The sequence below is a fragment of the Nocardia pseudovaccinii NBRC 100343 genome (genome assembly GCF_001613225.1).
Classification (GTDB): domain Bacteria; phylum Actinomycetota; class Actinomycetes; order Mycobacteriales; family Mycobacteriaceae; genus Nocardia; species Nocardia pseudovaccinii.
The window spans coordinates 1-23626 of the sequence record NZ_BDBY01000351.1 but is presented as its reverse complement, the minus strand read 5'-3'; the positions used below and the strand labels follow the sequence as shown (position 1 = coordinate 23626).

25 protein-coding genes are annotated in these 23626 nt (G+C 65.4%); 9 read left to right on the top strand and 16 right to left on the bottom strand.

What is annotated here, in order from left to right; genetic code table 11:
* Positions 1-121: 121 nt before the first annotated feature.
* Entirely contained in the window at positions 122-379 is a 258-nt protein-coding gene (locus NP3_RS38460; RefSeq protein ID WP_157124837.1) for a hypothetical protein, read from the bottom strand.
* Between the two features lie 158 nt (positions 380-537).
* Between NP3_RS38460 and NP3_RS38455 the strand changes: the two genes are divergently transcribed.
* The 3 genes from NP3_RS38455 to NP3_RS38445 are packed head-to-tail and all read left to right on the top strand — an operon-like array spanning position 538 to position 1825.
* Entirely contained in the window at positions 538-1413 is an 876-nt protein-coding gene (locus NP3_RS38455; protein ID WP_063825031.1) for a helix-turn-helix domain-containing protein, read from the top strand.
* A complete protein-coding gene (locus NP3_RS38450) occupies positions 1410-1616 on the top strand; it encodes a DUF397 domain-containing protein (protein WP_063046628.1) in 207 nt (68 codons plus the stop codon). The genes NP3_RS38455 and NP3_RS38450 overlap by 4 nt, the downstream gene beginning before the upstream one ends.
* Positions 1613-1825, top strand: coding sequence for a DUF397 domain-containing protein (locus tag NP3_RS38445; RefSeq protein WP_063046627.1), 213 nt, complete (start codon positions 1613-1615; stop codon positions 1823-1825). The genes NP3_RS38450 and NP3_RS38445 overlap by 4 nt, the downstream gene beginning before the upstream one ends.
* A gap of 220 nt (positions 1826-2045) precedes the next feature.
* Here NP3_RS38445 and NP3_RS38440 read toward each other — a convergent pair whose 3' ends face one another.
* Positions 2046-3131 (bottom strand): protein kinase family protein, encoded by a 1086-nt coding sequence (locus tag NP3_RS38440; protein ID WP_063046636.1) that lies wholly within the window; start codon positions 3129-3131, stop codon positions 2046-2048.
* Between the two features lie 577 nt (positions 3132-3708).
* Here NP3_RS38440 and NP3_RS38435 point away from each other — a divergent pair.
* Positions 3709-4104 (top strand): DUF4870 domain-containing protein, encoded by a 396-nt coding sequence (locus NP3_RS38435; RefSeq protein ID WP_063046626.1) that lies wholly within the window; start codon positions 3709-3711, stop codon positions 4102-4104.
* A gap of 368 nt (positions 4105-4472) precedes the next feature.
* On the opposite strand, the gene NP3_RS38430 is transcribed toward NP3_RS38435, so the two are convergent.
* The 7 genes from NP3_RS38430 to dapE all read right to left on the bottom strand — a co-directional run bounded on the left by NP3_RS38430 (position 4473) and on the right by dapE (position 11421).
* Positions 4473-4874 (bottom strand): hypothetical protein, encoded by a 402-nt coding sequence (locus tag NP3_RS38430; protein WP_063046625.1) that lies wholly within the window; start codon positions 4872-4874, stop codon positions 4473-4475.
* A 68-nt stretch (positions 4875-4942) separates the two neighbouring features.
* Positions 4943-5884, bottom strand: a complete 942-nt coding sequence (locus NP3_RS38425) for a glucosyl-3-phosphoglycerate synthase (RefSeq protein ID WP_063046624.1) — start codon at positions 5882-5884, stop codon at positions 4943-4945.
* A complete protein-coding gene (gene folP / locus NP3_RS38420; RefSeq protein ID WP_063046623.1) occupies positions 5881-6765 on the bottom strand; it encodes a dihydropteroate synthase in 885 nt (294 codons plus the stop codon). The genes NP3_RS38425 and folP overlap by 4 nt, the downstream gene beginning before the upstream one ends.
* A gap of 249 nt (positions 6766-7014) precedes the next feature.
* Positions 7015-8784 carry a long-chain-acyl-CoA synthetase gene (locus NP3_RS38415; protein ID WP_063046622.1) on the bottom strand — a complete coding sequence of 590 codons (1770 nt, stop codon included), beginning with the start codon at positions 8782-8784 and terminating at the stop codon, positions 7015-7017.
* 4 nt (positions 8785-8788) lie between these two features.
* Positions 8789-9388 carry an LOG family protein gene (locus tag NP3_RS38410; protein WP_063046621.1) on the bottom strand — a complete coding sequence of 200 codons (600 nt, stop codon included), beginning with the start codon at positions 9386-9388 and terminating at the stop codon, positions 8789-8791.
* 73 nt (positions 9389-9461) lie between these two features.
* A complete protein-coding gene (locus NP3_RS38405; RefSeq protein ID WP_063046635.1) occupies positions 9462-10268 on the bottom strand; it encodes an LOG family protein in 807 nt (268 codons plus the stop codon).
* Between the two features lie 10 nt (positions 10269-10278).
* Positions 10279-11421 carry a succinyl-diaminopimelate desuccinylase gene (gene dapE / locus NP3_RS38400; protein WP_063046620.1) on the bottom strand — a complete coding sequence of 381 codons (1143 nt, stop codon included), beginning with the start codon at positions 11419-11421 and terminating at the stop codon, positions 10279-10281.
* A gap of 90 nt (positions 11422-11511) precedes the next feature.
* Here dapE and dapD point away from each other — a divergent pair, with 90 nt between their 5' ends.
* The gene (dapD, locus tag NP3_RS38395; RefSeq protein WP_063046634.1) at positions 11512-12459 is read left to right on the top strand and encodes a 2,3,4,5-tetrahydropyridine-2,6-dicarboxylate N-succinyltransferase; all 948 of its coding nucleotides are present in this window, start codon (positions 11512-11514) and stop codon (positions 12457-12459) included.
* A 295-nt stretch (positions 12460-12754) separates the two neighbouring features.
* Here dapD and NP3_RS49485 read toward each other — a convergent pair whose 3' ends face one another.
* On the bottom strand, positions 12755-12976 hold the full coding sequence (locus NP3_RS49485) for a hypothetical protein (protein WP_169814658.1): 222 nt from the start codon (positions 12974-12976) through the stop codon (positions 12755-12757).
* A gap of 244 nt (positions 12977-13220) precedes the next feature.
* Between NP3_RS49485 and NP3_RS38385 the strand changes: the two genes are divergently transcribed.
* A complete protein-coding gene (locus tag NP3_RS38385; RefSeq protein ID WP_063046618.1) occupies positions 13221-14744 on the top strand; it encodes an FAD-binding oxidoreductase in 1524 nt (507 codons plus the stop codon).
* 23 nt (positions 14745-14767) lie between these two features.
* On the opposite strand, the gene NP3_RS38380 is transcribed toward NP3_RS38385, so the two are convergent.
* A complete protein-coding gene (locus NP3_RS38380) occupies positions 14768-15157 on the bottom strand; it encodes a PPOX class F420-dependent oxidoreductase (protein ID WP_063046617.1) in 390 nt (129 codons plus the stop codon).
* A 43-nt stretch (positions 15158-15200) separates the two neighbouring features.
* Positions 15201-16628, bottom strand: coding sequence for an acyl-CoA synthetase (locus NP3_RS38375; RefSeq protein WP_174566305.1), 1428 nt, complete (start codon positions 16626-16628; stop codon positions 15201-15203).
* A gap of 131 nt (positions 16629-16759) precedes the next feature.
* Between NP3_RS38375 and NP3_RS38370 the strand changes: the two genes are divergently transcribed.
* On the top strand, positions 16760-17611 hold the full coding sequence (locus tag NP3_RS38370; protein WP_063046616.1) for an oxygenase MpaB family protein: 852 nt from the start codon (positions 16760-16762) through the stop codon (positions 17609-17611).
* Positions 17612-17653: 42 nt separating this feature from the next.
* Here the strand turns inward: NP3_RS38370 and NP3_RS38365 are convergent, their stop codons facing one another.
* Positions 17654-18283, bottom strand: a complete 630-nt coding sequence (locus NP3_RS38365; protein WP_063046615.1) for a TetR/AcrR family transcriptional regulator — start codon at positions 18281-18283, stop codon at positions 17654-17656.
* Positions 18284-18472: 189 nt separating this feature from the next.
* Here NP3_RS38365 and NP3_RS38360 point away from each other — a divergent pair, with 189 nt between their 5' ends.
* Both NP3_RS38360 and NP3_RS38355 read left to right on the top strand, forming a co-directional pair.
* Positions 18473-19351 (top strand): oxygenase MpaB family protein, encoded by an 879-nt coding sequence (locus NP3_RS38360; RefSeq protein ID WP_084509543.1) that lies wholly within the window; start codon positions 18473-18475, stop codon positions 19349-19351.
* A 104-nt stretch (positions 19352-19455) separates the two neighbouring features.
* Positions 19456-20328 (top strand): oxygenase MpaB family protein, encoded by an 873-nt coding sequence (locus NP3_RS38355; RefSeq protein ID WP_084509542.1) that lies wholly within the window; start codon positions 19456-19458, stop codon positions 20326-20328.
* Positions 20329-20346: 18 nt separating this feature from the next.
* Here NP3_RS38355 and NP3_RS38350 read toward each other — a convergent pair whose 3' ends face one another.
* From NP3_RS38350 to dapC, 3 genes are all read right to left on the bottom strand, one after another.
* Positions 20347-21288: a proline dehydrogenase family protein gene (locus tag NP3_RS38350; RefSeq protein WP_063046614.1), complete on the bottom strand. Its 942-nt coding sequence runs from the start codon at positions 21286-21288 to the stop codon at positions 20347-20349.
* Entirely contained in the window at positions 21285-22922 is a 1638-nt protein-coding gene (pruA, locus tag NP3_RS38345) for an L-glutamate gamma-semialdehyde dehydrogenase (RefSeq protein WP_063046613.1), read from the bottom strand. Before pruA ends, NP3_RS38350 begins: the two co-directional genes overlap by 4 nt.
* A 51-nt stretch (positions 22923-22973) precedes the next feature.
* Positions 22974-23626: succinyldiaminopimelate transaminase (gene dapC / locus NP3_RS38340; RefSeq protein ID WP_063825030.1), on the bottom strand; the 653-nt coding region annotated here is incomplete at its 5' end.

Below are 23626 nucleotides of genomic sequence, written 5' to 3'. Positions count from 1 at the left end.
AAGTGGCCTGTAAGCCGTCGATCTCGGTCCGATGGATTTCGTGCATCTCGCCCTCCCACGTCGGGCTGATCGAATTGGCCCCCTGGACTATCGGAGTTGCCGCTGTCGTCATCGATCCGCGTCAGGACTTCGGCGACCCGCATTCAGATGCCTTTGCCACCAACATGTTTCGGCCTAGCCGCGTGATCTCGTACCGACCTCGGCGGGCTCCGGCGACGATCAGGTTCCGGCTGGCGAGATTCGCCACGGCTTGGCGGGTCGTCCACGCGGTGAGGCTCGCGGAAATCTTGATCTGCTGTTCGGTGAGCATTCCGCCGCAGCTCAGCGTCCGCAGGACGCGCGCTTGCGGTACCGAAAGGCTTCCTTCTTGCTGGGCCATGGGGATATGGTTGCGCAGGTCAGAGAGGGCGCAGAGTCTCCAGGGAAGAGTCTCCGAAAGAGGCGAGAACGCCCAGCATCATTCTTGAGAGTCACCAACGCTAATTCTCGGTCTGAGAAACAGCAGGTGCGCCAGTTGAGAAAGCAGGGGGAACGGCTATGCCCAGAAAGGCAGACCTCAGCGGCACGACACTGCCTCGTCGCCAGTTGGGGCGAGCACTACGGGACGCGCGCCAAGCGCGAGGTTTGACGCTCGACCAGGTTGCGGCAACCACCGGGGTCAGCCGCGCTACGCTGAGTCGGATCGAGCTGGGGCAATACGAGAAGGTCCGCGACATGGAAGTGGACTACCTGAGCCGGTACTACTGCCTGCCGGATGCACGAATCCAGTATCTGAAAGCTCTTGCACGCCAAGCCAATAACAGAGTCTGGTACCACGGCCATCAGCACTCGATCTCGCCGATGTTCAGCACATATCTCGAGATGGAATCGTTTGCGTCGGAAGTCTGGTTCTATCAGCCGGTCTTCATACCCGGTCTGCTGCAAACAGCCGACTATGCCCGAACTCTGCAGCGGCTCGGAGGGTCGGACGACCCACCAGACGAGATTGATACGCGGGTGGATCTCCGAATACAGCGGGCGAGGATTCTCACCCGCCCGCACCTGGCGGTCCGTGCGGAGTTTATTTTGCAGGAGAATGTTTTGTACTCCGTCGTCGGATCCGGCCAGATCATGCGTGATCAATTGCGCCATATAGCCGATTTGAGTACCCGCAACAATGTGACGGTCCGTGTTCTGCCGTTCACAGCCGGTATCCCGACCGGGATTGTCATGCCGCCCCATATCATCCTCGATTTCCCGGACAACGAGCCATCCGTGGTCTACACCGAAGCCGCGATGGGTTCGATGTTTTTCGAAGGTGACGAAGAGGTGAAGCGCATCCGCGCACTCCACGAAACCCTCCGGAACGCCGCGCTGGATGAGCACGCATCCCGGGATCGAATCAGAAAGATAGCGAGGAGATACGACCAGTGACTATCGACCTATCGGAGGCGCAGTGGTTCAAGTCGTCGCGCAGCAGCGGCAAGGAGGAATGCGTCGAAATAGCCTGGCTCACAGGCGGACACGTCGGTGTCCGCGATTCGAAGAATCCCAATGGCCCCGCACTGACCTTCACTCTCAGCGAATGGGACGCCTTCACCGCTGTCGTGAAGCTAGCAAGGAGACGCGACCAGTGACCATCCACGTGTCCGGCGCGCAGTGGTTCAAGTCGTCGCGTAGCAGCGGCAAGGAGGAATGCGTCGAAATAGCCTGGCTCGCAGGCGGACACGTCGGTGTCCGCGACTCCAAGAACCCGACCGGCCCTGCTCTCGTCTTCACGCCCCGCGAATGGGACGCCTTCACGGCGGGCGTACAAGAGGGTGAATTCAACCGGCCCAACGCCTAGCCATCAACCAACATCGAGCGGCCCTGTTCCGGAACGGGGCCGCTTGCAGTATCTCTCGGCGTACCGGCGCAGGAGCCTTTTCCATGGCGCTCAATTCCTCGAGATCGGATCGGTCCAGGTGCGCGGTAATGGCGATTACCGGATATTCAGCCTGGCTGTGATCCGCGGCGTTGCGTAGCGGTGTTCTCGCGGCGTCAAGTGGCACCGAGGACGCGGTGGGTCACCTGACGTCAGGGCTCCGAATGGCCCGGCCGTCCAGCAGGCGGCGGATCTCCTCGTCCGGATATGGGGTGCTCCGGCTCTCCCTCTGGAAGGCACGCATGAATGTGGACATCACCGCGGCGATCGGTGCGTGCCGGGTGAGGACCGCGGCGGCCTCCTCCGGGATGCCCTGCGGCGGTTTGCCCTCGGCGATGACGCGCGCCATCGCGGCGCGTGTCTCCCGGTCCTCGCGCCGGAGCCCGTAGAGGGCGGTGAGCAGCCAGTTCACCAGGTAGGTGGCGGTGAAGCCGCGGTCGTAGCTCTGGTGCTGGTCGAAGAACGCGGCCTCGGTCGGCGAGAGGTCGAACCCGCAGCAGAGCGCGAGTCCGTAGTCGCCGAAGTAGAGGCGCCGACCGTCGGTCAGGATGTTCTCGAAGTGCGCGTCGATGTGCAGCAGCCCACGGCTGTTCATGAACGCGGTGCCCGCGGCCAGTTCCCGCTCCACCATGGCGCAGGCCCGGTCGGCGGCCTCCTCGCCCGCCTCGATCTGGACGTTCAGCCACTGGTGCAGGGTCTGTGGGATGTACTCCAGGAACAGCGCGATGCTCGCCGAAGAGTCCCGCAGGGCCTCGATCCGGCGGCGTACCTGGGGTCGGTCGTCCCAGTAGGCGACGGCGCGGTCGATGTCGGCGAGCTCGGTCGGCAGCGGCCTCGTGTCGGGCAGCACCCGCCAGTGGTACATCAGCGGGAAGCCCTCACCTTCGGCGGCGAGCACCCAGTTCGTCGTCATGGTGTGCACGGCGAGCTCGCGCCAGGCCCCGAAGCCCGCCGCGCCGATGAGACCGACGCCGTAGTGGTAGAACAGCGGTAAGTCGAAAAGGTTCGCCGTGGACCGGCCATGATCGGGCTGTCGTTCCAGGTCGGTGAGGGGTACGCGCTTCACGAAGACCGGGGTTCCGGCGACCTCCAGCAGTGCCGACTTCCCGCCGATACCGGCGCCGAGCGGTGCGGCCGCGTCCACGAGCTCGCGCAACGCGTGATCGCTGTGCAGCGCCAGTGCCGTGGAGACGGCGCTGTGGGCGTGCAGGCGCGCCGGGCGCGACATGTCGCGGGTCGTCGCCGTGTCAGATGACGAGGACGTCACTGCGTCAAGGGAATTCGCTGCGGCCTTCATGTGGGCGCCGACCTCGATTCAGCCATGGCCACGCGGTCGTGCCGACGGCCTCCGGAGCAGGGCAGGAGGTCGGTCCGCGGGCCGCACCCGACGGCGGTCCCGGCTTGCCCCCCGGAACCGCACTCTACGTCACGACCTCCACACGACGACTCCAGTAGTGAGAACGAGGTGTCGGCCTGAAGCTAGGAGGCCGCTGGCTTTCGGCATGTCGCCGACCCGCAGAACGCGAAATGGCCGACCAGTCTTTGCGAACGGGTGCACGGTTACCGATCAGCCATATTCGCTCCAACTGGCTATGGTTCGATCAAGTACACGCAAATCCCGCTTGCCGCGCTGATCGAACCGGCCAGCGCGGGGCAGGCGACCTTCAGGTGGCTGTATCGATTCGAGGCCGACCGAACACACCGCTGCATGACGATGACCGTGCGGCGCCCCTCCTGGCCCGCAATCTGTGGGTCGTGCTCAAACCTGGGATCGGTAGGTGGCGCGCGCGGCATCTACTTACCCCATGACATCTTCTCAACCTCCCACGAACCAACCACAGTCCGGCTTGGACAAAAAGACCAGCGCGATCCTGTCCTACGCACTGGGGTGGCTCACCGGAATCATCTTTCTCTTCGTGGGAAAGAACGATCCCGATGTGAAATTCCATGCCTCGCAATCGATCGTCTTCTTCGGGGCGGTCTCGGTGCTCAATATTGTTCTGAGCATCGTAGGCTCGCTCCTCGGAGTCCTGGGGATCATCTTCAGCCTCGCCGGACTCGCAGTCGCGGTCTTCGCAGTTGTCGTCTGGATCATGGCCTTGGTCCAGACGAACAACACCGGCGGTGTCCGCGCAGAGCTTCCCATTGTCGGAAGATTCACCGCACCATATGCCGATCAGTTGGCCAACTCGATCAAGTAGCGGCATATTCGAAGTCCCCAGCTAGATTTCGTAAACGAGGACGCTGTCGGCACCCCTACCGGCAGTTGGATGCGACAGTCCGAAGATCAACGGCCCGAGGCTATCTCGGGCCGTTGGCGTCCGCACGGAACGTCCTGTGCCGAATAGCGCGTTACCCAGAGATTGTGCAGCAGGTCGAAATCCCGCCCGATGCGGGCGGCGTGGCGATCCAGCATTGAGTGACAATGTCTACCCGGTGAAGCGGGCCGACCCCGGGAGAGTGACGCTCCCGAACTCCTCTACGACCACGGCGGACTGCCCTGTCCGGGCATCCTCGGCGAATTCCTGCCAAGTGGTCGGCACAGCAGAGTCGATGACGGGTTCCGCCACTACGAATTGCTCAACAGCGGCGACGGAAGCGTCCTCGATGTCGATATCGACGAATTGCGTTCACTGGACCCGGGATTGACGAGTCTTCGGGACTGGCTCAGCCGCAAGGGTGCGGAACTGATCTGCGCATTGCTGGATCCTCGGCCCTGATCGCCACGAACTTGATCGGCGAGTACGGGTTCCGCCAGTTCGAAGGCGTGGCCACCGCGGAATCCGGTGCGTCGATCGGCGCCGAGTGCCCGAATGCCGCGCTCGTCCAACTCGATTTCGATCAGCACCTGAAAGTCGAACGGCGAGAAGAACCTCGGGCGATGCGAGAAATAACAGTCGGTGCCGGGGCGCGGCCGCAGTTCGGCGGTGCCGGTGCACACCGAATACGGCAGCTCCAGATCAAGCCCCACTTCATTCGCAGCCCTGGCATAGCGGACGAACCCCGGGCGCGGGGCACCCGAGGTTCGTCGTGGTTATCTCAGGCCGCGGCCCAGGCCGGGCGCAGCGTATTCATCGGCGGTCGGTCGGCGAGTGAAACTTCCGTGCTGTGCGCGGTGAAGGCATCGCCGATCAGCGGGAACTGGGTCAGCGCCGCACCCGAGTCCTGGACGCCGCTGCGGCCGAGCACGGTGCCGAGGATCTGACGGCTCATTACCCCGAGATCGGCGAGCGGGCGGTTGCGGTGGGTGCGCACACCGAGATTCACCTGACCGATCGCGGACAGGCCGAGGCGGTCGTAGGTGTCGAGGAGGAGACCGATCTCCACGCCATAGCCGGGGGCGAACGGCACCGAGGTCAGCAGTTCGCGGGTACCCGCGTATTCGCCGCCGAGCGGCTGCAGCACCTGCGACAGTTCCGGACGCAATGCGGCGAGCAGCGGACGGGCCACGAGTTCGGTGACGCGACCGCCGCCGTGTGCGTCCACGGCACCGGCCTGTCGCAGCGGCCTGCGGTAGTAGGCCTTCACCAGATGCATATCGTCGACCAGCAGCAGCGGGCCGAGCAGCTTCGGCACGAAGGCCGGATCCGGGTCGATGAGATCGGAGTCGACGAAGGCGATGACATCGCCGCTGGTCACCGCCAGCGAGCGCCACAGTACCTCGCCCTTGCCTGGCAGCGGATCGAGTTCGGGGACGGCCTGTTCCCGACTGATCACCTCGGCGCCCGCGGCCAGCGCGCGTTCGGCGGTGGCATCGGTCGATCCGGAATCGAGCACGATCAGCTCGTCGACCAGGGTGCCGAGCAGCGGTCGAATGCTGGCCACCACATCGGCGACGGTGTTCTCTTCGTTCAGCGCGGGCAGCACCACGGAAACGGTGCGTCCACGTTTGGCGGCGATCAGTTCGTCGACCGTCCAGTCCGGGGTGTCCCAGGTATTCGTCGTCGCCCAGAGCGGGCTGTCGTGGTGATGGAAATTCATGCCAGACCTCGCAGGGTTCGTGCGGGGGGCCGGATGCCCTGTATCGCGGCGATCATGTCCACGACGCGCCGGGTTTCGGCTACCTCGTGCACTCGGAAGACTCGGGCGCCGGCGGCCGCCGACCATGCTGTTGCTGCCAATGTGCCCTCCAACCGTTCGGATAGACCGACACCTAAAGTCTCCCCGATAAAATCCTTGTTGCTCAGCGCCATCAAGACTGGCCATCCGGTATTTACAAGAACGTCTATTCCCCGCAACAACTCGAGCCCGTGGTAAGTGTTTTTGCCGAAATCATGGGTCGGATCGATCAGAATCGAATCCTTGCGAACCCCGGCCGCGGCCGCATCTTCTGCGGCGCGCTGCACGGTTTGCGTTACTTCTGCCACCACATCGGCATAGCGCACCCGATGCGGTCGGGTACGCGGGACGGCCCCGCCGGTGTGGCTGCACACGATGCCGACCCCGCGATCGGCGGCCACGTGCACCAATTCCGGATCGGCGCCCGCCCAGGTGTCATTGATCAGGTCCGCGCCCGCGGTGACGGCGGCCTCGGCCACCTCCGCGCGCCAGGTATCGATGCTGATCAGTAGCTCCGGATACTTCTCCCGGATAGCCGCGACGAACGGGACCACCCGGCGAGCCTCTTCCGCCGCATCGACAACGGTGCCCGGACCGGCCTTCACCCCACCGATATCGACCAGATCGGTGCCCTCGTCGACCGCGCGCGCGACCGCGTCCATTGCGGCCGCGTCGGTGAAGGTGGCGCCTTTGTCGTAGAAGGAGTCGGGGGTGCGGTTGACGATGGCCATGACCAGCGCCCGATCCGTCGCCACCGGCTTGCCGCACAAGGTAGGGAGCGGCGCTGCGGTGGGGCTGAACATGCCCCGACTGTACCTAGTCCTGTAACACGACCCCAGGGAACGGGTTGTGGACCGTACATCCTTGGGACGCGCAACAACGGATTTTCACTACCACCTGGGCAACTGGTCGAGTGCGCCCAGCCGCTTCTGAGGTATCGAGATCCGTCGAGCGCAGTCTTATGGCTGTGCCGCGGGGCGGGTCGTGCCGCATTTCGACTGCGCTCGGCGAGCGAGCCGGACCGGATACGCGCGAACTAGCTGGACGGGGCGCTAGTTCTGGGGGACGCGAGCCGCGGCGACGTCGGCGGCGTATTCGTCGTACGCCGGGATGTAGCCGTCGGTCCGACCGGCGAGCACGTACAGCTGACTGTCGGAGTCGGGTGCGTAGCCCTGCTTGCGGAGTTCGACCTTGCGGCTTTTGAAGGTGGAGGTCTGTGCGAGTTCGGCGACGACCCGGATGAACAGCGGGACCGCATAGCCGGGCAATCGGGAGTAGGCCAGTTCAGCGAGTGCGCGACCGTCGAATTCGGCGTCCGAGTGCAGTGTGACCGCCGCCATGCCCGCCTTGCCGTCGGTGCCCGGGATATCCACGCCGAAGACGACCGCCTGCGAGATCGCGTCGAATTCGGTGAGTACACCCTCGACCTCGGTGGTGGCGACATTCTCACCCTTCCAGCGGAAGGTATCGCCGAGCCGGTCGACGAAGGCGATGTGGTGCCAGCCCTGATCGCGGACCAGATCGCCGGTGTCGAACCAGATGTCGCCGTTCTCGAAGCCGTCGCGGACCAGCTTCGCCTCCGAGGCGGCCTTATCGGTATATCCGTCGGCGGGCGACCGATCGGTGACCTTGGCCAGCAGCAGACCGACCCCGCCACCCGGCACGCGACGCAGCCGACCGTCCTTGTCGCGCTTGGCCTTTCCGGTCGCATCGTCGTATTCGACGATGGCATAGGGCAACGGCCCGAAGCCCGCGGTGCGATCCAACCCGAAGGCATTGACGAAGGCGATGTTCACCTCGCTGGCGCCGTAGAACTCGACGATCCGGCCGATGCCGAAACGGCTCTTGAACTCGTCCCACAGCTCCGGCCGCAGACCATTGCCGACGGCGAGCCGCACCCGGTGCTGCCGATCGGTCGGCTTGACCGGCTGATTGACCAGGTAGCGGCACAGTTCACCGATGTAGATGAATGCGGTCGCCTGCTCCCGGATGATCTCGTCCCAGAACCGGGAGGCGGAGAACTGCCTGCCGAGTGCGAAGGCGCCGCCCGCGGCGAGCACCGACGACAGCGCGACGGTCAGCGCGTTGTTGTGATAGAGCGGCAGGCAACAGTACAGAGTGTCGTTGCCGCGCAGGCGAATTCCGAGTCCGCCGAGTCCGGACATGCTCTTGGTCCAGCGCAGATGTGTCATCACGCTGGCCTTGGGCAGGCCGGTGGTGCCGGAGGTGAAGATCAGGAAGGCGCGTTCCTGCGCGGTGATCTGCGCGCAGCTCGGCGGATCGGCCGGGTCGGCGTCCTCGGCCGCCTTGTGCAGATCCTGCGAAAAGAGCACATCGGCAAGGGGTTCGGCGAGTGAGTCCAGTGCCGCCTGGCATTCCTCGCCGACCACATTGAGCACGCTGTCGAGCAGTCCGAAGCTGTGAGCGAGCACCTGGTCGCGCTGGTGGTGGTTCAGCAAGCCTACCGTCGCACCGAGTTTCACGATCGCCAGCACCACGAACAGCGTTGCCGGACGGTTGGTCATCAGCACGCCGACCACGTCACCGCGCCGCACGCCACGGTCGGCCAGCACCCGCGCGTACCGGTTCACCTGCGCGTTGGCCGCGCCATAGCTGAAGGTTTCGCCCTCGTACTTCAGGAACGGCCGGTCCGGATACCGGTGCGCGTTGCGCTGGAAGTACAGCCCGACCGAGGATTTGTCTTCCGGCCGCACCAGCATGCCGCGCGCTCCGCGCAGCATGGACGGTGCGTCGAATGCCATGAGCGGCAACCGCTTCGCGATATCGAATAGGCTGACCTGCGGGCGGGCGGGACTGCTCAATGCGTCAGTTCTCCTCGTCGAGAATGGTTCCCGGCTCCTGCGTCACCTCGGATGCCCGCACCGGTTTCAGCGCCGCGAAGGCCGCGGGCAGATTGTCGACCACGGTGATCCTGGCCATGGCCGGTTGGGACACGAACTTCCGATCGTAGAGTTGGTCCAACCAGTCGAACAGACCCCGATAGAAACCATCGGGATCGAGCACAATCACCGGCTTATCGTGTTGGCCCAGGTAACCGCCGGTCCAGGTTTCGAAGAATTCCTCCAGCGTGCCGATGCCGCCGGGCAGGGTGAGGAAGGCGTCGGCGCGGTCCTCCATGACCTGTTTGCGCTGGCGCATGGTGTCGGTGACGATCAGCTCGTCGGCATCGACGTCGGCGACTTCCTGGTGCACCAGGTGTTTCGGGATCACCCCGACGGTGTGCGCACCGCCCGCGCGGGCGCCGGTCGCGACCGCGCCCATCATCGAGACATGACCGCCGCCGGAAACCAATTGCCAACCGCGCCTTGCGATCTCGGTGCCGACCCGGGCGGCGAGGGCAAGCATGGCCGGATCGGCGGTGCTGGCCGAACAGTAGACGCAGACCGCGTATCCGGCTTCGCTCATGCCTGCACCTCGCTGGCGCTCGGCTCCGGCATGCGCGAAGCGCGCTGTGACATGGTTCGCTCGCTGCGCTCGCTCACCACTGATCCTCCGTCCCCAGGGCATCGGTGTCGGTGGCCCCGTCCGCGGTGGCCAGGATGATCTGCACGACCTCCTCGACGCTATCGGTCACATGCAGCAGGCCTAGGTCGCCGGGGGAGATCTTGCCGGAGCTGCCGAGCGAATCGCGCAGCCAGTCGACGAGTCCGGCCCAGTACTTGCTGCCGAACAGGATGATCGGGAATCGGGTGATCTTGTGGGTCTGCACCAGGGTGAGCGCCTCGAACAACTCGTCCAGGGTGCCGAATCCGCCCGGCAGGCAGATGAATGCCTGCGAGTACTTCACGAACATGGTCTTGCGCGCGAAGAAGTAGCGGAAGTTGATACCGAGGTCGACCCATTCGTTGAGGCTCTGTTCGAACGGCAACTCGATGCCGAGTCCGATCGAGTATCCGCCCGCCTCCGACGCGCCCCGGTTCGCGGCCTCCATCACGCCGGGACCGCCGCCGGTGATCACCGCGAATCCGGCCTGTGCCAGCGCGCCGCCGATGGCCGTGGCGGCGTGATACTCCGGATGGCCCACGGGCGTGCGCGCCGAACCGAAGACGGTGACCGCGCGCGGCAGTTCGGCGAGCGCACCGAAGCCCTCGACGAATTCGGCCTGGATCCGCAGCACCCGCCACGGATCGGTATGCACCCAATCGCTTGGTCCGTGCTGGTCCAATAGGTTCTGGTCGGCGGTGCCGCCCGGTTTGCGATCGCGGCGGAACATGATCGGTCCGCGGAATTTGGGTGTCGACTTCGGCGTGCTTGCGATCTCGTTATCGGCGGCTTCGGTGGACATGGCGCCCACGCTACCGGGATACGCCGGTGAGGTAGCCGCGCAGGACCTCGGCGACCGAGGTGATCTGGGCGACCGGGACGTGCTCGTCGCGCTTGTGGGCGAGGTTGGGGTCGCCGGGACCGAAGTTCACCGCCGGGATGCCGCGGGCGGCGAAGCGCGCGACATCGGTCCAGCCGTATTTGGCGCGCACGCTGTCGGCTCCGACCACGGTGATCAGATCCTTGGCGGCGGGTGCGGACAGGCCGGGCAGTGCGCCCGCCGCGGCGTCGGTGAGCTCGAAATCGAGTTCGAGTCCGTCGAATACCTCGCGCACATGCTCGGTGGCCTGGGTGACGGTGCGGTCCGGGGCGAAGCGAAAGTTCACATCGACCTCGGCCACGTCCGGAATGACATTGCCCGCCACGCCACCGCCGATGCGGACCGCGGACAGACCCTCGCGATAGACGCAGCCGTCGATATCGACCTCACGGGCCTTGTAGTCGGCGAGGCGCTGCAGCACCGGGGCCATGCGGTGAATCGCATTGTCGCCCTTCCACGATCGCGCCGAGTGGGCCCGCACGCCCTTGGTCGTCAGCCGGACGCGCAGGGTGCCCTGGCAGCCCGCCTCGATGACACCGCCGGACGGTTCGCCGAGGATGGCCAGATCGCCGACGAGCCAATCCGGGAGGTCACGCTCGATGTGGTTGAGGCCGTTGTATTTTGCGGAGATCTCCTCGCAGTCGTAGAAGATCAGCGTCAGATCGTGCACCGGCTCGGCGACGGTCGCGGCCAGATGCAGGAAGACCGCGTCACCGGATTTCATATCGACGGTGCCGCAGCCGTAGAGCTGGCGCTCCCCTTCCTCGTCCACGAAGGTGCTCGGCACATTCTCGGCGATGGGCACGGTATCCAAATGACCGGCGAGGACGACTCGCGTCGGCCGCCCCAGACTGGTGCGCGCGAGCACCACGTTCCCGTGCCGCAGCACCTCGAATCCCGTTGTCTGCTCGCGCAGCGCCCGCTCCACCAGGTCGGCGATCATCGCCTCATCCTTCGAGACGCTGGGGATGTCGACGAGAGCCGCGGTCAGGGTGATGGGGTCGGCGCGCAAGTCGAGGGTCACGGCTGCCAGCCTACGACCGCGATGTTCCACTGCGATCGGGTCCGTCGCCATTGCGGCGATGCGGTGGCCGATCCGCGCCTCGGGCCGTCGCGGTCGACGTGGCTCACCACGAGTGCGGATGGGTGGGTAACCTCTGATGACGTGAGCATTCAGGGAGCAGCAGCAGTCGGTATCGCCAATGTGACCGCGGACGGGACCGTACTGGATACGTGGTACCCGAATCCGGAGTTGGGCGCGTTCGGCGACACCGGAACGAAGCGCCTGGATGACGCGCCCGCGGAATACGCGGCGCTGCTCGGATTCGATGAGGCGCGCGGGGTCGATGTGATCGCGGTGCGGACCACGATCGCCGACCTGTCGGCCGCTCCCGTGGACGCGCACGACGTGTACCTTCGGCTGCACCTGCTCTCGCATCGGCTGGTCAAGCCGCACGAGGTGAGCCTGGACGGGCAGTTCGGACTGCTCAGCAATGTGGTGTGGACCAACCACGGTCCGGCCGCGGTGGATGGCTTCGAGGCGACGCGCGCCAAGCTGCGCACCCGCGGCCCGGTCACCGTGTACAGCATCGACAAGTTCCCGCGGATGGTCGACTACGTCGTGCCGTCGGGTGTGCGCATCGGTGACGCCGACCGGGTCCGCCTCGGCGCGCATCTGGCCTCCGGCACCACCGTGATGCACGAGGGTTTCGTGAACTTCAACGCGGGCACGCTCGGCGCCTCGATGGTCGAGGGCCGCATCTCCGCGGGCGTTGTGGTCGGCGACGGCTCCGATATCGGCGGCGGCGCCTCCACCATGGGCACCCTGTCCGGCGGCGGCACCACCATCATCTCCATCGGCGAGCGCTCCCTGCTCGGCGCCAACTCCGGCCTCGGCATCCCGTTCGGCGACGACTGCGTCCTGGAGGCCGGGCTCTACCTCACCGCGGGCACCAAGGTCACCGCCCCCGACGGCACCGTGGTCAAAGCCGCCGAACTCAGCGGCCAGAACAACCTGCTCTTCCGCCGCAACTCCACCACCGGCGCCGTCGAGGTCGTCCACCGCAAGGGCACCGGCATCGAACTCAACGCCGACCTGCACGCCAACGACTAAGCTCCCCCCGCCTCCCCGACCTTCAGGCGCCGGACTCATCCGCGAGCAACCGAAGGACCGTCCGGGATGATCCGCACCCCTTGCGAGCAGGGCGGCGCGCTCGTCGGCGGTGAGCCAGCGCAAGGCCAGCGCCTGCCAGGGGTGAGTGAGCATCGATCCATTCGCGACTTGGGTCTGGCGTAGAAGGGCCTCCCGGAGGACCCCGTCGGCGTCGGACATCGACGCCTCGGCAACTTCGGCGTCGAATTCGCGCATCTTGTCCGCGCGAATGGTGATAGCCCAAGAGATTTGCCGATCAAATCCGCTCGTGGCGCCGGACCTGTATGTGCCGCAGCGGCACAGCACGGCGCGGTGGAGAACGGAGCCGCGGTTGGACGGTCCAGATCCCGTCGGTCTCGGTGGATTCGAGCAGCGTGGTGAGCAGGGCTAGGCCGCCGCCGTGGCCGCGGTGTTCACCGATCGTCGAAATCACCTGGAAGCGGCGGGATTTGGTGATGTCGAGATCATCCCGACGCATTCGGTGGCCGACGGTATGCACTCGGCGATCGTGAACGCCGTCGAACCCCGCTGAGTAGCGGGTGTGCTCGGTCCATTGCTCCTTCAGGCCGTCGTCATCGTTCTCGGTTGGCGTGTCGGGACACACCACCACGTCATCCCGTTACCGTGCGGGGGTCGACCACAAAGGTCTGCCCGGCGGCCAGCGGGTAAGAGTTCCCTTGGCAGCCCGGTACTGGCGTAGACCGATTGAGAGGATCTGAACCTTGAGCGATCTTTCTCGCCGTGACCTGCTCAGGACGTCGGCGGCCGCTGGCGTCGGAGTAGTCGTTGTCTCGGGTCTTACGGCCGCAGATACGCCGGATATCGCGGACGCAAGCGCCCCGGGAATTGTGGCCGCGGACCACCCGGGTAAAGGCCCGGGATGCCCGCCCGCGACGCTGACCGGCCACATCGTCCGCCCCGGTGACGCGTCGTACACGGATGCGCGACTCGGCTGGGACCAGCTCTTTTCTCACTATCCGCTGGTCATCGTCTTCGCACAGGAAACCCAGGACGTGGTGAACGCTCTGACGTGGGCGCGGCAGCACAACGTCGCGCTGCGGGTGCGGAGCGGCCGCCACGCCCTCGAAGGCTGGTCGAACGTCGACAACGGCATCGTGATCGACGTCAGCCAGCTGAAGTCGGTCCAGATCGATCCTGGCGCTCGTATCGCGACGGTCGGTGCCGGGCTGAACCAACTGGAAGCGGTGACGACGCTCGCGAAGCAGAACTTTGCGGTCACAACCGGGAGCGAAGGCAGCGTGAGCTTGTGCGGTGCGACGCTTGGCGGTGGCCTCGGTCCGCTCAACCGCTGGCTCGGCATGGCCTGCGACAGTCTGACGGCGGCCGAGGTCGTCGTCCCGTCGGGTCACGACTGCGCAGAGGTGATCAACGCGGACTCGCAGCACCACTCGGACCTGCTCTGGGCGCTTCGCGGGGCGGGAAACGGCAACTTCGGGATCGTCACACAACTCACCTATAAGGTGTATCCGCTCGAGCATCTCACCTATGTGCAGGCGACATGGGATGGACTCGGCGTCCTGTACGGGGTCTTCGAAGCGTGGCAGGGTACGGTGCCGTCCGCCGACAACCGTCTGGGATCGGAGCTCGAGATCCACAAGTCCCAGATCCAGCTGTCCGCGTGGCTTGTGGACGGGGCAGCGGCACAGGCCACAGAGATGCTGGCTCCGATCCTGTCGGTCGGCACGCCCGATGTCACGGTGCAGGTCGGCAACTGGGGCGACTTCTTTGCGGGAGCCCAGGTCCCGCTCGCGCAAGAGCCCGCGAACTGGAAGTTCTTCTCGCAGTTCGTCAAAGAACGGTTCCCGAAGAAGGCGATCGACATCATCGGCGACTTCATGCGAAACGCTCCCACCGAGGAGAGCAACTACTTCGTCGACGCCTTCGGTGGCGCGATCAAGCGCGAGCCCCCCGGCGGCACGGCGTTCGCGCATCGCGACGCGCTTTTCTACGGCGAGATCGGCGCAGCCTGGGGGACTCGTTCAACACAACCAGGCGTCGGCGACCCGCTGACCGCGCAGGCCCAGGCCTGGACCGCCGAGTTCAGCCAGGCGCTGCGGCCCTACGTGGACGGCGCCTACGTCAACGTGCCGAACGTCGGAATGCAAGAGTGGCAGACCGCCTACTGGGGAAAGCAGCACTTCGAGCGGCTGCGCAGGATCAAGGCGAAGTACGACCCCTGCAACGTCTTCCAGTACGAGCAGAGCATCCCGCCCGCGTCACACTGATCGACCACTGACGGCGAAAGGCCCTACCCGTGGGTGACGCCTGCCGCCAAGCCGAAAGCGATCACTCGGGTCGGATGGATACGGATCATTTCTCGGGAGACGCCCGAGATGTAAGGTTCCACGTCGGTCAATTGCTCTGCGGTGCCGCGGATTTCGAGGCAGCGCACGCGCCAGGGTTGGACCGAGGCGACGTCGTCGACGACGAAGGCGATGCGGTTGTTGGTGGCGATATTGCGGAATTTCCAGGATTTGCCCATATTCCAGCCCGCGATATCGATGGTGCCGAGTTCGGCGTTGTAGCGGAAGCCGACCGGGCTGTTCTGGGGGGAGCCGTCGGGGCGTACGGTCGCCAGTCGGCCCAGGCGCTGGGTGGCCAGGTAGTCGATCTGTTCGGGTGTCAGTGCTGCGCTCATACCGGCGACCGTAGAACCTGAACCGAAGTAGAGGTCAAGTTGTTCAGCCGAGCAGCTTCTTCTGCACCTTCCCCATGGCATTGCGCGGCAGCGAATCCACCACGCGGACCTCGCGCGGGCGTTTGTGCACCGAAAGTTGTTCGGCCACATGCTCGATGAGAGACTTCTCGATGGAATCCGGTGCGGCACCGCGTAATACGACGTAGGCGACGATCCGCTGCCCCAGGTCGGCGTCGGGGATTCCTACTACCGCAACCTCGGCCACATCCGGATGTCCGAGCAGTACGGTCTCGACTTCGCCCGCGCCGATGCGATAACCACCGGACTTGATGAGATCGACCGACTCCCGGCCCACAATGCGGTGGAAACCATCGGCATCGATGGCCGCGACATCACCGGTCTTGAACCAGCCGTCCTCGGTCCAGCATTCGGCGGTCGCCTCGGCCCGGTTGCGGTAACCGTCGAACAGCATCGGACCGCGAACCTGCAGGCCACCGATGCTCTCACCGTCATGTGCGACATCCGCACCGGCCTCGTCCCGCAGCCGGGTCTCGACACCCGCGACGGGCGTGCCGACCCATCCGGGACGGCGCTCCCCATCGAACCGAGTGGACAGCGTGATCATCGTTTCGCTCATCCCGTACCGCTCGATCGGCGCGTGACCGGTGAGTTCGCGCAGCCGCTCGAACACGGGCACCGGCAGCGGCGCACTACCCGAGACGAGCAGCCGCGCTTCGGCCAATCTCCTTGCCGCATCGGGATCTTCGACCACTCGCGACCACACGGTCGGCACCCCGAAATACAGCGTGCCCCGCGCGTCCGCATACGACTGCGGTGTCGGCTTCCCGGTGTGGATCAGCGGGCTGCCCACCCGCAGCGGCCCGAGCACACCGAGGATCAGCCCGTGCACGTGGAACAGCGGAAGGCCGTGCACCAGAACATCGTTCGGCGTCCAGGCCCACGCGTCGGCGAGCGCATCGAGCCCGGCGGCAATGGCACCGCGATTGAGCACGACTCCCTTGGGCAGGCCGGTGGTCCCCGAGGTGTACAGCACGAATGCCGGTGTGGCGGCATCGGGTTCGGGATAGGTATGCCACGAGCGCGCGTGCACGCGCACCGGAACCACCGGCAGATCCGTCCCCTCCGGCGCCTCACCCAACCACGCCTGCGCACCGGAGTCGGCGAGGATATGCGCCAGTTCAGCGGTCCCTGAATCCGGTGGCACCGGCACCACCGTCACCCCGGCGATGAGACAGCCGACCACCGCGAGCACCGTGGTCACGGTCGGTCGCGCCAGTACCGCGACCCGATCGGCGCGCGCGATGCGCTCAGCCACCGACGTTGCCGCACCGAGCAGATCACTGCGCGACAGTGTCACCCCGTCGATGGTGACGGCATCCGGAATATCCGCTCCCCCGGCGACAGCGAGCGGATTGAGCGAACGAAGCAGCAGCGGCGGACCGAACGACATTCGCTCACGCTACTTCGGCACGACACCGCACCATCAAGCTCCCCCTCGACGAGAACGTGACGGTTGACACACCCATGAGGCGGTGAGAACGTCTAAGCAATTCCTTCTCAACGATGAGACCGGGGTCGACAATGACCAGCCCGTTTCGCAAACCCGCGCCCACACCCGGCGAGAACGCCTTCGATATCGAGCGATACCTCGACGGTGTCGCGGCGTTCTTCGGCGGAACGGCGAATGTCATCATGCAGCTCAGCACGCTGCCGGTCGGCTATGGCGTGCTGGAGAGCACCGTTGACAGCGGCAAGGTCATGCTGCATCCGATCAAGCGGCTGCGCACCACCCTCACCTATCTCGCGGTCGCCATGCTCGGCACCGATGACGAACGCGACGTCTATCGCGAGGCCGTGAACCTGTCGCATCATTCGGTCAAGTCGACCGCGGCGAGTCCGGTGAAGTACAACGCCTTCGATCCCGCACTACAGCTCTGGGTGGCCGCCTGTCTCTATTGGGGCGCCCGCGATCTGTACGAGCGCATGCACGGGCGGATGCACGACGCCGACGCGGAAGCCTTCTACCGCTATGGGTCTCGCCTCGGCACCACACTGCAAATGCGTCCGGAAATGTGGCCCGCCGACCTTGCCGCCTTCGACGAGTATTGGACCGAACATCTCGCGAAGACCACCATTGATCCCCCGATCCGCGACTACTTCGACGATCTGATCGATCTGAAGATGCTTCCGCGCGCCGTCCGGTTACCGTTCGCCCGGTTCCAGCGCTTCGTGGTCACCGGCCTGCTGCCGGAGCATCTGCGCGACCAGATGGGCATGACCTGGACCGCGGACGACGATCGGAAACTCGCCAGAATCATGCACACCACCGGCTCGATCACCGCCCGAATGCCGAAGCAGGTCAGGATGTTTCCGATCAACGCCTACCTGTGGGATATGCGCATCCGCAGGCGGTTCGGCCTGCGGCTGGTGTGATTCAGGGGGATGGCAGTCGGCGGAGCCGACGGGGTGGGTCAGCTACAGCTTGAACGAAACGACCACGTGGTCGCGCGCGAACTTGCGGATCGCGGCGTCGTCGTCGAGCGGAAGGACCGTTTGCGGCGTCAGCGCCAAGGACAGCGCCGTCCGCGCGATCATCTCGGCGACCGGCTCCGGATCGTATTCGGGCAACTTGCCCTCCCCCTGCAGCCGGGTGATGAATTCGGCCACATAGTCGCGGCCGAGCTCGAGCACCGGCGCACCCTTGACCGTGAGATACGGCAGCACGATCTCCGGCTCGGTCTTCAACAATCGGTCGAGCAGCTTGTTGCCGCGCAGTCCGTTCAGGAAGGCGACGAACAGCTCCACGATCTGATCCTCGGCGTCGGCATCGCGATCGACCTGCCGCTGCTGCGCCGCATCCACCTCCTCGACGAATTGCCGCGCCTGCCGCATCCCGACGGCCTGGATCAGATCGGATTTGCTCGCGAAACGCCGGTAGAGGGTGGCCAGCGACAGGCCACACCGCCGCGCGACCTCCACCATGCTGGTCCGCTTGATACCGAAGTCCAGGAACGCCAGCAGAGCGGCATCCAGCACCCGTGTCTGGTTGCGGTCCTCCGGGCCAGTGCTGCGTACCAGCGCCAGCAGTCTGGTCAGCGTCGCCATAACTTCCACCCCTATTCCGCTCCGATGACACGATGACACCGCTAGCATCGCATGCCGTCAGTCAGCGCCGCCCACGAACGCCCCCGGAAAGCACGATTGACACTCCGACGAGGCAATGAGAAGGTTTATATAGAACCTTCTCATCCATCCGACCATGTCTCGGATGGCCACAGAAAGGCGAGGTCAACGATGACCGAACCCCTCCGCAGTGCCGATTACCTGCCGATTCCCGACCGCGTCGGCCCCGTCGAGCCCATTACCCCGGAAACCGTCGAGGAGTACGTCGACGGAGTCGCGGCCTTTCTGGGCGGCGCCGCCAATGTGATCATGCAGCTGAGCCTGCGTCCGGTCGGGCGCGGCGTACTGGAGAGCACGGTCGACAGCGGCAAGGTCACACTGCACCCGATCAAACGGCTGCGCACCACCCTGAGCTACCTCGCGGTCGCACTGATGGGCTCCGACGAAGAGCGCGCGCGGTATCGGGAGGCGGTCAACGAATCGCATCGACCGGTCCGCTCGACCTCGGCGAGTCCGGTGAAATACAACGCCTTCGATCCCACACTGCAACTCTGGGTGGCCGCGTGCCTCTACTGGGGCATCGACGACCTCTACACCCGCATGCACGGACCGATGAATCCCGATGTGGCCGAGGACTTTTACCAATACTGCGCCCGGCTCGGCACCACCTTGCAGATGCGGCCGGAGATGTGGCCCGCCAATCGCGCTGAATTCCAACGGTATTGGGACAAGAACCTGCCCGAGCGCGGTATCGAACCCGCCCTGCGCGACTACTTCGACAATCTCATCGATCTGACGATGATGCCGCGCCCCGTCCAATTCGCCTTCGCCCGGCTCCAGCGGTTCGTCGTAACCGGCCTGCTGCCACAGCATTTGCGCAATGAGATGCGAATGACCTGGTCCCAGCGCGATCAGCGCCGCTTCGATCGGCTGCTGCGGATAATTTCGGTGGTGCACACCCGACTACCGAAACCGGTCCGAATGTTCCCGCTGAACGCCTACATGTTCGACGTTCGCCGCCGCATCCGACTGGGTAAACCGCTCGTATAAGGGGACCGTTTGACACGCTATCGAGGCGATGAGAAGGTTAATACCAATTCTTCTCATCACCTTTTCGATTGCCGCTGATCAACCCCTGAAAGACGAGGCCAACGATGACCTTGCCACTACCCGTGGAGCCGCCCGATCCCGGACCGACCTGTCGCTACGGCACCGTCGACAACTTCGCGATGGACGAATTCTGGAGCGGGGTCGCGGCCTTCCTCGGTGGAACGGCGAATGTCATCATGCAGCTCAGCCTGCGGCCGGTCGCGTACGGCGTCATGGAGAGCACGGTCGAATCGGGCCGGATCGATGTGCACCCGTGGAAGCGGACGCGCACCACGCTGACCTATCTCGCGGTGGCGCTGATGGGCACCGAGGAGGACCGTGCGAACTATCGCGAGGCCGTCAACGGCTCACATCGCGCGGTGCACTCCGAGCCGGGCGCCGCGGTCAAGTACAACGCCTTCGACCCGAAGCTGCAACTGTGGGTCGCCGCCTGTTTGTACTGGGGCCTGGTCGATCTGGAGGAGCGGCTGCACGGGCCGATGGACGAGGACACCGCGGATGTGCTCTACCAGTATGCCGCCCGGCTCGGCACCACCCTGCAGATGCGACCGGAAATGTGGCCCCGCGACCGAAAAGCCTTCCAGGAGTATTGGAATACCACTCTCGCGACCAAGACCGTCGATGCCCGCACCCGCGCGTACTTCAACGATCTCATCGATCTGAAGATGGTCGCCTGGCCGTTGCGCATACTATTCGCCCGGCTGCAGCGGTTCTTGGTGACCAGTCTGCTGCCGCCACACCTGCGTGCCGAGATGCGCATGGATTGGAGCGAACGCCAGGAGCGCTTCGCGAACAAACTGCTGCGCGCGATCGGCGCCGTGCAGCGCATACTTCCCAAGCCTGCCAGGCTCTTTCCGATGAATCTCTGCCTGTGGGATATGCGCAGGCGGCATCGTCTCGGCAAGCCGCTCGTCTGAGCTCACCCACCCCATCCCCTAGGACTTGCTGACCAATGCGCGCAGAAGGAATGTGAGGTTGGCCGGACGTTCGGCGAGGCGGCGGGTCAGGTAGCCGTACCACTGGCTGCCGTACGGCACATACACCCGCATGGCATTGCCCGCGGCGGCCAGCCGCAACTGCTCCGGATCGCGGATGCCGTAGAGCATCTGGTACTCGAATCGGTCCGGGCCACGGCCGGTTTCGGCGGCCAGCTGTTCGGCGGCGAGAATGAGCACCGGATCGTGGGTGGCCACCATCGGGTAGCCCGCACCGCCCATCAGAATCTCCAGACAGCGCAGATAGGAATCTGTCACTTCGGCGGAGCGCTGGTAGGCGACGGTATGCGGTTCCCGATATGCGCCCTTGCACAAGCGGATTCGCGATCCGGACAGCTCGCGACAGTCTTCCTCGGCGCGATGCAGATAGGCCTGCAATACCGCACCGAGCCAGGGGAATTCGGCACACACTTCACGAACCGTGGTCAGCGTGGCCTCGGTGGTGGTGTGGTCCTCCGCGTCGACCGTGACCCACACTCCGGCCTGGGCCGCTTTGGTGCACAGAATGCGCAGGTTCTCGGTGGCGATGGCCGGGCCGTCGACGGGCAGCGCCTGCCCGAGCGCGGAGAGTTTCACCGACACCTCGGTACGCGCCGTGGCATCTCGGAAGTCGTTCATTGCCGCCAGATCGTTGATCAGCGAAAGATATTCGGCCACTGTGGCATCGGCCTGCGCCCGGTCGGTGGTGTTCTCCCCGAGGAAGTCGACGCTGATCAGCCGACGGCTCGCGAGCAGCTCCCGCACCACCGGAATCAACTCGGCACGGCCCGCACCGGCCACGAAGCGCCGGACGATCGCCGCGGTGACCGGCGTTCCGGTGACGATGCGCTGCATCCGCGGGGATGCGGAGGCCGCGAGAATGATCGGCCGCAGTGGATTCATTCCGACCCCATGTGCGGATACCGGTAGTCACCCGGCGGCACGAAGGTCTCCTTGATCGTGCGTGGCGCGACCCAGCGCAGCAGGTTCAGCGGCGAACCCGCCTTGTCGTCGGTGCCCGAGGCGCGCGCACCGCCGAAGGGCTGCTGACCGACGACGGCGCCGGTCGGCTTGTCGTTGATGTAGAAGTTGCCCGCGGCGAATCGCAGTGCGGCCGATGCCTGTTCGACGGCCTTGCGGTCCTGCGCGAAGATCGCGCCGGTCAGTGCGTAGGGTGCCGCCGACTCCACCTCGGCCAATACCGCCGCGTAGGAGCCGGGTTCGGCATCGTCGTAGACGTGCACCGCGAGGATGGGACCAAAATATTCGGTGGCGAAGGCGTCGTCGTGCGGATCGTCCACCACCAGCACCGTGGGCCGGACGAACCAGCCCTCGCTGTCGTCGTATTCTCCGCCCGCCGGGATGGCGATACCCGCCGACTTGGCGCGCTCGATGGCGGCGACATTCTTGTCGTAGGCGCGCCGATCGATCAGTGCCCCACCGAAATTCGTCAGATCGGCGACATCGCCGTAGCTGATTTCGCGGGTCAGTTGCAGGAAGTCGTCACCGATCGTGCGCCACACTGAGCGAGCGATATACGCGCGTGAAGCGGCCGAGCATTTCTGGCCCTGATATTCGTAGGCACCGCGAATCAGCGCGGTACGCAAGGCATCCGGATCGGCAGACGGGTGCGCGACGATGAAGTCCTTGCCGCCGGTCTCACCCACCAACCGCGGATACGAATGGTAACGGCCGATATTCGCGCCGACCTGGGACCACAGGAACTGGAAGGTCTTGGTGGAGCCGGTGAAATGGATACCCGCCAGCCGCGGATCGACGAGCGCGACCTGTGACAGTTCGACACCGTCGCCGGTCACCATATTGATGACACCCGGCGGCAGTCCCGCCGCCTCGAGCAGCCGCATCGTGTAGAAGGCCGCGAGCGTCTGCGTCGGCGAGGGCTTCCACACCACGGTATTGCCCATCAACGCGGGCGCGGTCGGCAGATTGCCCGCGATCGCGGTGAAGTTGAAGGGCGTGATCGCGTAGACGAACCCCTCCAGCGGGCGGTAGTCCATCTGGTTCCACACCCCGGCGCTCGACTGCGGCTGCTGCTGCAGAATCTGGCGCGCGAAGGCCACATTGAACCGCCAGAAGTCGACCAATTCGCACGGCGCATCGATTTCGGCCTGCTGGACCGTCTTGGACTGACCGAGCATGGTCGCGGCGGCGACCGTCTCCCGCCACGGCCCGGCCAGCAGATCCGCCGCGCGCAGGAAGATTGCAGCCCGCTCGTCGAAGGTCGTGCTGCGCCAGCCGGGCGCCGCCGCGATCGCGGCCTCGATGGCGCCGTGGGCTTCCGAATGCGTGGTGTCGGTGTAGGTGCCGAGCACCTGCCGATGTCGGTGCGGGGCGACGATATCGTGCCGAGCCCCGATGCCCGGCCGGTGTTTGCCGCCGATGACCAGCGGAATGTCGATGGATTCGGCGGCGATCTCGGTGAGCTCGGTGATCAGCAGTTCCCGCTCAGGGCTGCCCGGCGCGTAGGAATGCACCGGCTCGTTGCTGGGGACAGGGACTACCGTGACAGCGTCCATACCCCAAGGCTATCGCCGTTCCCGGGTCATCGGGCACGACTGCGGGACGTGTCAGGCCAGGCGTTGCGCCGCGGCCTCGATGCGTTCGTCGGAAGCGGTCAGCGCGATGCGCACGTACTCCCCCGCACCCGGTCCGTAGAAGTCGCCCGGTGCGGCGAGGATGCCACGCTCGGCCAGCCAGTCCAGGGTGGTGCGGCACGGTTCGCCCCTGGTCGACCACAGGTAGAGGCCCGCTTCGGAGTGATCGATGCGGAAACCGGCTGCCTGCAAGGCCTTTCGCAGCACCTCGCGACGCGCGCGGTAGCGCTCACGTTGCACTGCCTCGTGGGCGTCGTCACCGAGTGCGGCGGTCATCGCCGCCTGGATCGGGAACGGCACCATCATGCCGGAGTGCTTGCGCACCTCGAGCAATTCGGCGACGAGTTCCGCATCGCCTACTACGAATCCGGCGCGGTAGCTGGCCAGGTTGGAGGTCTTCGACAGCGAATGCACCGCGAGCAGGCCGGTGTGGTCGCCGTCGCACACCTCCGGATCGAGGATCGAGACGGCGCGACCCTCCCAAGCCAAGCCCAAGTAGCACTCGTCGGAGGCCACGACCGCGCCGCGCTCACGCGCGAACTGCACCACCTTGCGCAGATGCTCGACACCGAGCACCTTCCCCGTCGGGTTCGATGGGGAGTTCACATAGATAAGGGCAGGCGATT